The following is a 13,199-nucleotide window of genomic DNA, read 5'->3' as shown; positions in this document are numbered from 1 at the left end:
TAAACTTGTAATATACATATATTTAACTGTTATGACTTATTTTTGCTAAACTAACGATAAGTTTTAAATTAAGGGGATGGTTTTATGAATTTAGATAATATACAGCCACATAAACTAAGAGAAATGATTAGTAATGGAGAACTTACTGACCCTACCAGTGGTATGGCTAAAGGATACGTACAAGCCAATGTCGTTATTCTACCTTCAAGCTACGCATATGATTTTTTAAGGTTTTGTTTTAGAAATCCTAAAACATGTCCACTTTTAGATGTATCCGAAAAAGGTTCTACTACCTTTCCTTTCTACGGTAAACAAGCAGATATTAGCACAGAGGTGGCAGAATATCGTGTCTATCGTTATGGCGAGCTTGTTGAATCACCAACAAATGTCTCGCATCTATTTAATGGTGATATGGTCAGCTTTTTAATCGGTTGTAGTTTTACCTTTGAACATGCCTTATTAGAAGCCGACATTCCGATTCGACATATTGAAGAAGATCACAATGTACCTATGTTCATCACTGATATACCCGCAGAACCAAGTGGCGAATTTGCAGGTAATATCACAGTAAGTATGCGCCCGATGACAATGCAGCAAGCCATTAAAGCAACTGAAATTACTACACACTTTAAAAATATGCATGGGACACCGCTACATATTGGTGATCCATCTAAAATAGGTATTGATAATATTACAAGACCTGATTTTGGAGAACCTGCCACAATAAAGGAAAATGAAGTTCCTGTCTTTTGGGGATGTGGTGTGACCCCACAATCTATCGCTCTAGATGCCAAGCCAGAATTAATGATTACCCACGCACCAGGACATATGTTTATTACAGATATACTTAATAGTCAAATTGGTGATTAATAACTAGTTATCTATTACTGTTTCAAATATCTCAAAAAATAAAAGGAGGTTTAGATTTCATTTGAAAAATCTAAACCTCCTTTTTTATTCAAGATTTTATACTACAACGCATTACAACGTATGTTTTAACGGGATTCTATATCCTCTTGCGTTACAATTGGATAATTTTTGAAAAGTTTAGAACATACATAGCCTACAATTAGACCAATAACAGCGATAATTGCGCCATAAATGAAAATTTTCAATGGATCATTAAATCCAAACATGACTAAGAAACCAGCTAGTGGGGTTGCCGTACCAGTTGCATCATTTATCATTCCAGATGAAGCGATAACCGCTCCCGCTAATGCACCACCTATAAAATTCGCAGTATATATTGGAACAGGATTTGCCGACACAATATCTGCTTGAGATAATGGTTCAATACAAACAGCAATTCTAGATTTACGATCGCCTAATTTCAATTTATTAAACATTGTGCCATTAATAAATGAAGAAGAGAAAGAAACCATAGCAGCAATTGCCATTGGCATACCAGTTAGACCAAGTAATGCCGTTAAAGCCATAGAGCTTAATGGCGCTGTTCCTACTACTGTAATAACACCACCAAGAATAATCCCCATAATAATTGGGTTTATTTCTGTAGAACTTTGAATGATGTCACCTATTTTTAATAGTGAATTGTTAACTAACGGGGTAATACCCGTCGCAACTAATCTTGCTAAAGGTGCAATAATTAAAATACCTACGATCAAATCTATACCATCTGGTACTTTTCTTTCCGCGTATTTCATTAAATAACCAACAACATAGCCAGCGACGAAACCAGGTATTAAATCTAGTCCTCCACATGAGGCAGCTATAACTAAAGCATATACAGGTGAAACACCAATAGCTAATGCTACAAGTCCAGCTGCAGCTACACCACCAAGACCTCCAGCAGCATCGCCCAGTTCACCTAAAAATTTAATACCTAATAGGTCGCCACCTACGTATTTATGAAATGCTTCAACTAAGAATGTTGCAATTGCAGCATTTGCTAAAGCACCCATCGCACGCATACCCATAGGTGCTCGATATGTAAACAGTGTAAATAATGCTAACACTACAACTAAAAACAAAGTTCCAATTAATATATCCATCTTTGAAATGCCTCTTTCCTTTTCTTGAAGTAGTTATGTTTTTGTGTGGACATAATTGTTTCAATTCTAACTATAAGCAGATTTATCGATTCCTTTCTAAAAATCAGATTCATCTATCTTATATATATTCATCTACAATTATATTACTTACCTTTTCACTCACATTTTTATATCTTAACACATTTCACTATTATATTCCGACCAATTTTATTATTTTAAATTTAAGCTCCGCAGAATATTTTTCTACATTGTTTTAATTTGTTTTTTAATATTACACGATTTAATGATAATGACTATTGTAGATTATTTTTATATTTCATGATTATTTACACTATGTACAATAAAAAAATGGTGGTAATATCCATTACGTAATGAATGTTACCACCGCTTTTTCTGTTAAATATTTATTAATTATCTATTTTATTTATAGGTTTAGCTGGTGTTCCGACTGCTAGTACATTTTCCGGAATATCCTTGGCCACAACACTACCTGCCCCAATGACTGCTCCATCACCGATTTGAACACCCGGCAACACAATAACGTTAGCACCTAACCACACGTTATTTCCTATGTTAATAGGTAATGCTTGTTCTAACCCTATATTTCTCTGTTGATATTGAAGAGGATGAACAGCTGTATAAAGTCCACATTTCGGACCTATAAAAACATTATCTCCAATAAAAATCTTTCCGCCATCCATAAAATAACAATCATGATTTACAAATACATTATTTCCTAAAAAAACATTGTAGCCATAATCTACTTGGAATGGGCTTAATATTTCTAAATTATCTGGCTTATCATTGAGTAAGTCAGTTAAAATTGCATTGCGTTTTTCTGAATTGCTCGGCTTTGTGTGGTTTAATTCAAAGCAAAGATCTTTCGCTTTATTCCTTTCAACATCCAAAGCTTCATCAAAGTTAGCATCATACCATTCACCTGCTAACATCTTTTCTTTTTCGTTCATACATATATCCCTCCATCATTAAGTTCCGTCAAATATACATACATATTCTAACACCTTTTACAATTTATCCTAGATGAATAAATAATTGATACATCATTGTTCCAGCATAATTTCCTATTACATAACCTAATGTACCAATAATAAGTATCGGGCCCACTAAACCTGACCAGCCTTTTCCAATAGCTAATGCTGCTGCAGTAGTAGGCCCTCCCGCAGTTGCATTACTTGCTAACAATATTTCTTCAATTTTAAATTTAAAGAGCTTACCTAAAATAAGACTTAAACCTAAATTGAAAATCAAAATAATAATGACAAAAACAAATAACAACGGTGCAGTTGTAATAATTGTAGCAAATGAAGCCGGCGTGCCAATGACTACAAAGAATATATAAATAAGGAAAGTGCCAATTTCTGATGCACCTGCTAACTTCTCAAAGAAATCTCCCCAGATAGCAACAACTATTAATGTCAGTGTTGTTAACAATAAATAAGAATCACCAAAGAAAGATACAATGATTGTTAATATGAGATTACTTTTAGGTACCCATAGTTGTATCAATTCTGCTATTTTGAAACTAATCGCTACAAGTGCAATGGCACTTGCCATTGAAAATGCAATATCTAATAATTGAATTTTTTTTGGTTGCCAAAATGACTGTTGTGTCTCAGGTGTCGTTTCGGCTTTATAATTAGTAGTAAAATATTTTTTTATCCAAGGCATTGATGGAATGGCTATAAGTAATATAAAATACAGTGCCATAACACTGTTATCAGCAACTACTGTCGAAGAAACCATGTCTCCAGGTGTTTGGAATTTAGAACTTAAAGCTGCAAAATTCACGCCACCACCAATATAGCTTCCAGTCATCATGGCGCCTATTTTAGACAGGTAAGGTATCCATTGATTTAAAGTAAGAAATGCGACCACTGTACCTATCATTGTCCCTACCGAAGCAATCATAAAAATGAATAATAATCGTCTACTTTCTTTCCATATCTTTAAAATGTTTGAACTAAATAATAATAATGGAATAGAAAGTGGCACGATAAAATCCCATACCGTATCATACACCGGTGAACTCGTTGGTATCACTTTAAAGTTTGATAAGAGCATTGCCCCCACTAGCGCTATAATAGCTCCCGAAATTGTACTTGCCCACTTGTATCGCTGTTCTAGGAATAAACTTATTGTTGCCCAAACTATAATAATTGCCCATAACATCCACGTGTCATCTTTAGCTATAAGTGCACCTAATACCATGAACATTCCCCCTTTGAAATAAATTTTTATTCTAAGATATTAAATACAGTTTACCAGTATTTTTCATTAATTTTTATAATTTTCTGAAAAATACATTGTTTTGCTCTTTTTAAATTGATATTCTTGCAACTATAGACAATAACAAGGGGGGATTTTTGCAAATGAAAGAAAAAATCGGTTTAATCTTAGGGCCATCACTCTTCATCATTTTTTATTTTATACCCAGTATTACAGGTTTAGCGGATGAACCACGTGCTGTTCTTGCAGTCACACTTTTTGTGGCTACATGGTGGATTACAGAAGCAATTCCTATACCTGCTACGTCACTCATTCCATTGATATTACTACCTTTGAGTGGCGGGACAAATGAACAAGTAGCTGCGAGTGCTTATGCTGATCCAATCGTCTTTATGTATATGGGCGGCTTTATTATCGCACTGGCCATTGAAAAATGGAATTTACATAAACGCATTGCTATGACCATCATTTCTTTGATGGGTTCAAATAGTAATCGTATTATTTTAGGTACGATGATTGCAACTGCATTTATTTCAATGTGGATTTCAAATGCAGCAACCGCACTTATGATGTTGCCAATTGCATTAGCATTAATAAAAGAAATTAAAGATGCACAATTCCTCAAACCAGAATCAGCCCACAAATTCGGGAAAGCATTATTATTAACTGTCGCTTATTCAGCATCTATCGGTGGCTTAGCAACGCTTATTGGTTCAGTACCAAATGCGGTTTTCGCAGCCATCGCTTCTTCTAGTTTAAATAGAGAAGTGTCCTTTGCACAATGGATGTTATTTGCCTTACCGTTGACAATTATTTTGTTAATCATTTTATACTTGTTAATGACAAAATGGTTATTTAAAATTGAAGACTCCGATAAAATATCTTCAGATTTTGCAAAGAAAGCTTTACATGATTTAGGTCCGATGAGTTTAGAAGAAAAGTTAACAGGTATTGTCTTCCTTTTCGTTAGTATCTTGTGGATTGGTGGCGGTCTCTTGCCTGCTTCTTTAAATTTATCAGATACAGTTATCGCAATGTTAGGTGCTGTATTGCTCTTCCTTATTCCTGCAAAATCTTCTAACGGTGCATTACTCGTATGGAATGATATGAGTAGACTACCATGGGGTATATTGCTATTATTCGGCGGTGGCTTATCCTTAGCTGCTGCATTTGAAGATTCAGGACTGACAAAATGGTTTGGTGGCATGCTAGGTTTCGTCGAACCACTACCATTAATCCTTGTCGTTATCGTATTATCGACGTCTATTTTATTCTTAACAGAAGTGATGTCTAATACGGCAGTTTCCAATATGTTAATGCCAATCAGTATTGGTTTAGCCGCAGCAATTAGCCAAGATCCATTTATTATTATGGGAATTGTCGCAGTATCCTCAACGTGTGCATTTATGTTGCCAATTTCAACACCACCAAATGCTGCGGTATTTAGTTCTGATGAATTAGAAATGCAAGATATGGTTAAAGCTGGATTTATTTTAAACATGTGTGCAATTGTGGTAATATCACTATTCGTATATTTCTGGTTACCTATTGTATTTGGTTTATAAAAAGAAAGTTCTTAATAGTTTGTATCGTTAGGATACAACTAAGGTATGATATAATTTCGATACTAGGGACGCATGTCACAAAGTACAAAACGGTATAGAATAAGAGTATAAACTTATAGAAGGAGTCATTTATTATGAAGACAATCATTAAAGGGGCTATTGCAGTATTACTGATATTAGGCGTAGTTAAAACATTCCAGGACCATGACGTGCAAGCAGAAGCAGTTAATTATTATAACCAAGCTAAAAATGGTGAACTACTTCAAAGTATAGAAAGTGTGAATTTCGATTCATTAAAGCACTTACAATTCGATGATCTTATCCCTTCTGATTTCTTTTAAAGTTTATCAACTTTCTTCTAGATAATTACAGAATAAACGTCATCTGATATGCTAGGTGTCAACCTTGTCTCAATTTCGTATCGATACTGTAATTGTCGTACCTTATTAACATAGATTTCAACAAATAGGTTTGCCAAGACAACCTTCAGACAAATAAATTACGAGCATCTCCTAATATTTAAAGGAGATGCTCTTTTTTATGAAAAAATATAAATTTTTAAAGGGTAAGTGTAAAAAAATCATAATGAGATATTTTAATGAAAATTATATAATAATATAAATTAATACCAAAGGAGGCTATGCAAATGAAAAAGACTATTATAAGTGTTTTATTGTATTTAGCAATAGTATTAGGCTCTGGAACAATAGCAAATGCAGCAACTATCTATGCTCAAGGTGGAATTTGGAATTATGGAGTAGGAAGCAAATATGTTTGGTCATATTACAGTAATAATTATAAAGCACATGGCTCTACAGCAGTGGGTAAATATAAATCCTATAGTGGAAAACGAGAGCAGGTATCCAAGCTAGAGCATCTGCCCCAAAATCATTCTTCGTAAATAGAACATATTACAACGTTTACTAATAATAGCTGGGAAATGAATACAATTTGTATTCATTTCCTTAATTGATGAGGTACTGTATGAAAATAATAAAATTAACCTTAGATATCATAACGCTTGGCATCATTACTATATTAGTCCTAGTGTTCACATTAAGAGAAGAGCAAGAATTATTACCTGGTAGTCATACCATATTAAACATTTCTGCTTGGGATTATAGTCACAATAAGCAAGAAATTTATGAAACAATTGAATCGATTTCCCAAAAAGAAAATATCACAATCTATAAATCTATCTCAAATACAAATCAAAATACAGACAAATATATATACTCGTTTAACGAAGAAAAACCAAAATTTCAAAATCATATTAGGTATAAATATATCAACTACGACACCCTTCTGAGTAAAGATGTCCGAGGGAATTATTTTGTAATGGGAGATTCATTTGATTCTCATAATATTAAACAACTACTACAGAAAAAAGGTGTAGAATCAGAAATAGTTAGTTTAAATAAATTCGTTTTATTTTTATCTGTCATAAATGATAAGGGGCTCCTATTCCCTATGACTTCAATATTAATACTTCATGTTTTTATTTTTTACAAATAGCCAATATAAAATTTAAAGAATATGGTATTAAAAAATTACATGGTTATTCAATTTCAAAAATAATATCTGAAGATATGCTTAAGAAATGTTTATACTACACTTCCTTATTAAGTGTCTTTTTAATTTCTATAATAATTTTGTCACTAGTATTGGACATTTCAGACAATAATTTTATTTTTATAGTGCGTGTTTTCTTAGGTGTAATCATTTTATTCAGTATACTTTTTCTAATTTCACTTTGCTCTTATACACTATTTATAAAAACAGATATACCATTAATTATCAAAGGCAAAAAACCCTACACTTTATTACGAATGATAACTGTATCGTTCAAGATAATTGTTCTATTTGTCTTAGTAATTTTGTTAGTACAAAATTTAAGTTCATATCATGAATTGAAAAAGATTAAAGAAACTGAAAAATACTGGACAAAGTTAGATGATTATTACGTCATTGAAGTTGCACCACTTAAGTACACTCATTCAGAAGAAAATGATATATCCAAAAAATTTCATAAATTAATCTCAAATACTGAAGCACAACGTGAATCATTACTTATTAGACACAATAATTTATATCATCCCCAACCTACGAATTACACGCCTGAAAATGGTAACGTTATTTTTTTAAATAGCAATTTCATAGATTTTTATAATAGTGCATTTAAAACACAATTTGAACTGTCCGATTCTAAAAATACAATAGACTTATTATTACCACCTAAAGCGCATATCTTTCAACAAGCAATTAAAAAAGATTTCAAAGATTGGATTAACTTTCAACGGGATAATGATAATCAAATTAAAGAAATTAACATGAAACAAACAAATGACAACTTTGAAATATATACTTTTGATACCAGATCTAGTTTAAAAAATAACTTTAGTAAAAATCCTCTAGTTGTATTAATAGATACAACAGACCTAGGAAATAACTTTTATTATTCATCGGTCACACAAGGTAGTTACTTGTTTAAAGATTATGAAAATACCAATAAATATTTGAAGGAATATGGATTAGAAGATGTTGTAAGTGGTGTTACAAATTATAAAGACATAGTATTGAAGGATTTTGAAGATCTTAATCTTAAAATCCTTATTGTATCTATTTCAATACTTTTGTCTTTTATCACATTGGTTTTAACAATAATTTTTGATATCCAACAATACTTTGAAAAAAATATAAAATTTTTAATGATAAGAAAAATACATGGTTTCAATTTAATTAAAAATAATAGTAAATACTTACTATTGAGTAATGGATTAGTCATTTTAGTTGGCGTTATATCTATAACAGTTATGAAGAATAGTGCAATCCTCCTTTTATTTATCTTTATTATAATTATTCAAATTTTAATACAAAGTATATATATAAATAAGTTAGAAAAAAATAACTTAATTAACTTAAAGGAGCTAGAATAATGAGTAAAAAATTAATTATCGTTATTACTGTTATCATACTACTTGCTGTTACTACATTTTTAACAAATGATAACTTTGATAGATTTAATCCCTTTCTACAAGAAGAAAAATCGTATGCCATAGTTAAACAACACACACAGCAATATAACGATGTCACAGCGTATTCCAAGAATGGGGAAAAACTGAACTATAAATTAACATTCGGTGGTTATGATCCAAGTAAAAAGTTTGTAGAAATCATTCATAAAGGTACATATGTGAAAGAAATACACTATATTGAGAAACAAGAACTCCCCAAAAATATCAGGTGATGATAATGATAAAAATACAAGGATTAACGATTACAAAAGAAGGAAATACTATATTTAAAAATTTAAATTACTCATTTAAAAATGGTAACTCGTATGCATTAATGGGGTATAGCGGTTCCGGTAAATCTACATTATTAAATAGTATTGCTGGATTTGAAAAAATAGATTCAGGTAATATATATCTTAATGGAAAAAAATTAATTGCTGATAACCATTTCTATAAAACACAATTAGGTTATCTATTTCAAAACTATGGATTAATAGACAATTTGTCAGTTGATGAAAATTTAGACATTGGACTAGCGTTCCAAAAACAGTCGAAGGCAGAAAAACGAAAACGTAAAAATATATTATTAACAGAATTAAATGTAAATGTTGATTTAAAGCGTAAAATATCAACATTAAGCGGTGGAGAACAACAACGCATCGCTTTAATCAGATTATTGTTAAAAAACCCTAATATTATACTAGCCGATGAACCAACAGGATCATTAGATAGAACAAATGGAGAAAAAATCCTAGATAAGTTATTAGCATGTTTAAATGACAATAAAATTATCATAATAGCAACACATGACACTGACGTTGCTAAAAAGTGCAATGTTGTAGTAAACATGGAAGATTTAAATTGTTAGTTCTTCAACAATCTCGATTCATTTTAAAGATAGACAAAAGCAGCAAGACCCTTTTCAATAGGAGTCTCGCTGCTTTATTTTTCTTAATACTCATCTATAAATTTATGATGTCATATAATCTCCACCATTGACGTGGATAACTTGGCCTGTAATATACGAACTATCTGCGTACGTTGCTAAAAATACATAAGATGGTGCCAGCTCAGCTGGTTGCCCTCTACGTTCCATTGGTGTATCAGAACCTTGATTTTCAACTTTGTCTTCTGTGAATGTTGCTGGAATTAACGGTGTATAAATTGGTCCAGGTGCCACTGCATTGACACGAATACCTTTTCCAATCAACGTAGTTGCTAATGAGCGTGTGAATGCAACAATCGCTCCTTTTGTTGCTGAATAATCTATAAGATGTCCCGAACCTCTATAAGCTGTCACACTCGTGGTATTAACAATCGCATCGCCATCACTTAAGTGTGGTACTGCAGCTTGAGATAAAAACATCATTCCAAAAATATTCGTTTCGAATGTTTCTTTTACTTGTTCTGGTGTGATATCTTCAAAATTATCTTTTGGAAATTGAACGCCACCATTATTAACTAATATATTGAGTCCACCAAAATCATTTACGACTTTTTCAATTAAATCTTGTGATGATGCAACATCTTTCAAATCATGTGCATAGGCTTTTGCTTTTACACCTAAAGATTCCAAACGATTTACTACCGCTTCAGCATCTTCATGTTCATCATAATATCCAATCGCGACATCTGCGCCTTCTTTAGCATATAGTGTTGCCACTGAACGCCCAATACCTGAATCTCCGCCGGTAATCAAAGCAACTTTCCCTTTCAATTTTCCACCACTTTTATAATCTTTCATTTCTGAAAGTGGCTGTGGATTCATATCTTTTTCAATTCCTGGTTGTCTATCTTGTGTATAACCTTTAATTTGTTTATGAAATTCAGTTAAGTTCATTTGTATACCTCCATTTTTACGCCTATTACTTGCTAGATACCACTTCAGAACACATACAAACATTTTGAATTTTTAATTAGTTTTGAGCAATATAAAATGAATACATTGACAACACACTATAACAGTGCCGCTATAGTGTGTTGACTGAGCTTTAAGATTATTAATTGGATTTAGATAGAATGTTTAATGATTCTACTTGAATGGATAAATGACATAACTGCAAATATGCAATAAACAATTGAATATGCACCCATAACAATATAGACAGGTAACATATTTGTAGTACTGAGGATTAACATAAATGCTTTAGCTGCAAAATATGCATGTAATAATGACACTACTAGTGGCAGTCCAAAATTAAACATTACTTTAAGCCCTAACCCTTTGAGCATATCACTATGTGTGTATCCAATTTTGCGTAATATACGGAAACTTGGTATCTCATCTTCTGTTTCATCCATCTGTTTAATATAAATAATACAACCTGACGCAACTAAAAATGCTAGCCCTAAGAATGATGTAACAAATAATAATATACCCGCAGAGTCATTCAATTCTTGACGTACTAATTTTTGAGGGTAGATATCAGAATGAACCGAATGCGCCATTTTATTAGCTTCTTCCCAATTATTTTGATTTTTTAAATCATAACCATATTGAGTACGTGTTTCCTCACCTTGTGGTTTCAAGTGATTATATTGCTGTTCACTTATGAGTAATACAGGTGAAGCAAAGCTGACATCGTTTTTAAAATTCACTTCTTTTTTAGCATCAATCACTTTAAATGTGTCCACTGGTTTAGTATCAAATTGAATTTTTGTATTTAAATTGAATTTCATTATACTTGCGGATGAAGCCATATTTATCATTTTCGCTTTATGATCCGTAATATCCTTATCATTAAAATATTTATTACTTGTTATAAACATTTTATCAGTTTCACCAAAATTACTACTGTAATCATAAAAATTCTCTTTAGTTACTTTTAATTCAGTAACTTCTTTATATACTTTGTTATAACCTATATCCTTTTGTTTCAATTTATCTTCAAATTGTTGGGCTTGCTTATTTTCCAAGAAATTAAAATCTTGTGGTGAGGATTGCTTCACTGTATCGTCAATCGTTGACTTACTGATTGCACCAAAGCACAGTACGGTTACAGTAACAGCAGATATCGTCGCTATTATTGTGAGTGACAATGCATTTTTCTTCATTCTGTGCATGATTGAAGACGTAAATACAACATCTGTTATAGAAACATTACCATTTTTTGAACGCTTCAATGTTTTAAAAATCAGCGACACTGAACTTCTAAAGAATAGATATGCACCTATAATAGTTAAAAATAAAATGGCGAATGGCGCGTACATTAATTGCTCGGCGAATTTGCCAAACAGTTCAGTAGACATATAATAGCCAAAAGCAATCATGGCTATGCCTAAAATGCCTGAGATAACTTCAATAACGGTCATCTTAGATTGGGTTGCTTCAGATTTTGTACTATCATTCATCAATGATAATATACTGCGCTTACGTAAAAAGATGAAGCTTTGTGCCATAATCAATAGGAAAGACACGATAATTAATAAAATTGTTTGTATAACAGCAGGAAATTGGAACGTTAATGATACACTCGTGTCTATAGTTAATACCTTGAGTACAATCATTAAGAGAATTTTCGAACCAAAGACACCAATAATTATGCCCATCAACCCTGTTATTAAAAACATTGCAGCTTGTTCAATTAATAATATGCGCATAATATTTTTTCGAGTTAAACCTATTAATTGATATAAAGCAAATTCACGTGTCCGTCGTTTTATAAATAATTGATTTGCGTACATTAGAAATACGAGTATAATCGCAAATAAGAAATATGATCCTACTTCAGAACCCTTTCTAATAATAGACATTGAATTTACATTGTTTATACTCTCTGTATACTTTAATGTTACGAAACTAAAATATAATACAATACTGACAATCAATGAAAATATATACATCGCATAATGCCGTATGTTTTGTCTGAAGTTCTTAATTACGATCTGATTAAAACTCATTTGCTACACCACCCAAAGCAGTTTGCATATGAATGATATTTTTGTAAAACGCTTGATTCGAGTCATCACCTTGGTAAATTTCAGAATGGACGCTGCCATCTTTCAACATAATGACACGATTAGAATAACTTGCTGCCACTGGATCATGTGTCACCATTACAATCGTTGCATCTATGCTTTCATTCAAATCTTCAAGCCTGTTTAGAAGATCTTGTGCACTTTTTGAATCTAATGCGCCAGTAGGTTCATCAGCAAAAATAATAGCAGGTTTATGTACCGAAGCGCGTGCTGCTGCAGTACGTTGTTGTTGCCCTCCAGAAATTTCATTAGGATATTTATGACCCAGTTCATGAATACCTAGCGCTTTTGTTACTTCATTATAATTATTTTCTTTTTCTGTTTTAGACATTTTTTGAATTGATAAAGGAAGCATGATATTTTCTTTTACCGTTAATGTGTGT

Annotated in this window: 14 protein-coding genes; 8 read left to right on the top strand and 6 right to left on the bottom strand. The window is 32.0% G+C overall.

Annotated elements, in window-relative coordinates; translation table 11 throughout:
• Positions 1-84: 84 nt before the first annotated feature.
• On the top strand, positions 85-870 hold the full coding sequence (locus tag NSR03_RS00070) for a putative hydro-lyase (RefSeq protein ID WP_021339741.1): 786 nt from the start codon (positions 85-87) through the stop codon (positions 868-870).
• Positions 871-995: 125 nt separating this feature from the next.
• On the opposite strand, the gene NSR03_RS00065 is transcribed toward NSR03_RS00070, so the two are convergent.
• From NSR03_RS00065 to NSR03_RS00055, 3 genes are all read right to left on the bottom strand, one after another.
• Positions 996-2,012 carry a PTS sugar transporter subunit IIC gene (locus NSR03_RS00065; protein WP_002506629.1) on the bottom strand — a complete coding sequence of 339 codons (1,017 nt, stop codon included), beginning with the start codon at positions 2,010-2,012 and terminating at the stop codon, positions 996-998.
• Between the two features lie 407 nt (positions 2,013-2,419).
• Positions 2,420-2,980 (bottom strand): sugar O-acetyltransferase, encoded by a 561-nt coding sequence (locus NSR03_RS00060; protein WP_002506628.1) that lies wholly within the window; start codon positions 2,978-2,980, stop codon positions 2,420-2,422.
• Between the two features lie 64 nt (positions 2,981-3,044).
• Complete coding sequence (locus tag NSR03_RS00055) at positions 3,045-4,241, bottom strand: DUF819 family protein (RefSeq protein ID WP_065367500.1); 1,197 nt, start codon at positions 4,239-4,241, stop codon at positions 3,045-3,047.
• Positions 4,242-4,402: 161 nt separating this feature from the next.
• Between NSR03_RS00055 and NSR03_RS00050 the strand changes: the two genes are divergently transcribed.
• From NSR03_RS00050 to NSR03_RS00020, 7 genes are all read left to right on the top strand, one after another.
• Complete coding sequence (locus NSR03_RS00050) at positions 4,403-5,824, top strand: SLC13 family permease (protein ID WP_021339744.1); 1,422 nt, start codon at positions 4,403-4,405, stop codon at positions 5,822-5,824.
• A gap of 134 nt (positions 5,825-5,958) precedes the next feature.
• Positions 5,959-6,165 carry a hypothetical protein gene (locus tag NSR03_RS00045; RefSeq protein ID WP_002506625.1) on the top strand — a complete coding sequence of 69 codons (207 nt, stop codon included), beginning with the start codon at positions 5,959-5,961 and terminating at the stop codon, positions 6,163-6,165.
• Positions 6,166-6,470: 305 nt separating this feature from the next.
• Entirely contained in the window at positions 6,471-6,725 is a 255-nt protein-coding gene (locus tag NSR03_RS00040; RefSeq protein WP_021339745.1) for a lactococcin 972 family bacteriocin, read from the top strand.
• A gap of 83 nt (positions 6,726-6,808) precedes the next feature.
• The gene (locus tag NSR03_RS00035; protein ID WP_069813596.1) at positions 6,809-7,339 is read left to right on the top strand and encodes a hypothetical protein; all 531 of its coding nucleotides are present in this window, start codon (positions 6,809-6,811) and stop codon (positions 7,337-7,339) included.
• A 362-nt stretch (positions 7,340-7,701) separates the two neighbouring features.
• Positions 7,702-8,760 carry a DUF1430 domain-containing protein gene (locus NSR03_RS00030; RefSeq protein ID WP_069821040.1) on the top strand — a complete coding sequence of 353 codons (1,059 nt, stop codon included), beginning with the start codon at positions 7,702-7,704 and terminating at the stop codon, positions 8,758-8,760.
• A complete protein-coding gene (locus tag NSR03_RS00025) occupies positions 8,760-9,071 on the top strand; it encodes a YxeA family protein (protein WP_064783407.1) in 312 nt (103 codons plus the stop codon). Before NSR03_RS00030 ends, NSR03_RS00025 begins: the two co-directional genes overlap by 1 nt.
• Positions 9,072-9,076: 5 nt before the next feature.
• Positions 9,077-9,706: an ATP-binding cassette domain-containing protein gene (locus tag NSR03_RS00020; protein WP_065367505.1), complete on the top strand. Its 630-nt coding sequence runs from the start codon at positions 9,077-9,079 to the stop codon at positions 9,704-9,706.
• A gap of 102 nt (positions 9,707-9,808) precedes the next feature.
• Here NSR03_RS00020 and NSR03_RS00015 read toward each other — a convergent pair whose 3' ends face one another.
• The 3 genes from NSR03_RS00015 to NSR03_RS00005 all read right to left on the bottom strand — a co-directional run.
• The gene (locus tag NSR03_RS00015) at positions 9,809-10,678 is read right to left on the bottom strand and encodes an SDR family oxidoreductase (RefSeq protein WP_021339749.1); all 870 of its coding nucleotides are present in this window, start codon (positions 10,676-10,678) and stop codon (positions 9,809-9,811) included.
• 170 nt (positions 10,679-10,848) lie between these two features.
• On the bottom strand, positions 10,849-12,738 hold the full coding sequence (locus NSR03_RS00010; RefSeq protein WP_064783405.1) for an FtsX-like permease family protein: 1,890 nt from the start codon (positions 12,736-12,738) through the stop codon (positions 10,849-10,851).
• Positions 12,728-13,199, bottom strand: a 472-nt coding sequence (locus tag NSR03_RS00005) for an ABC transporter ATP-binding protein (protein WP_340719169.1), incomplete at its 5' end; no start/stop codon positions are given. The genes NSR03_RS00010 and NSR03_RS00005, both read right to left, overlap by 11 nt.

It is taken from the genome of Staphylococcus sp. FSL W8-1207 (genome assembly GCF_038003745.1).
In the GTDB taxonomy this organism is placed as follows: domain Bacteria; phylum Bacillota; class Bacilli; order Staphylococcales; family Staphylococcaceae; genus Staphylococcus; species Staphylococcus equorum.
This window is presented reverse-complemented; position numbering and strand designations above follow the sequence as displayed.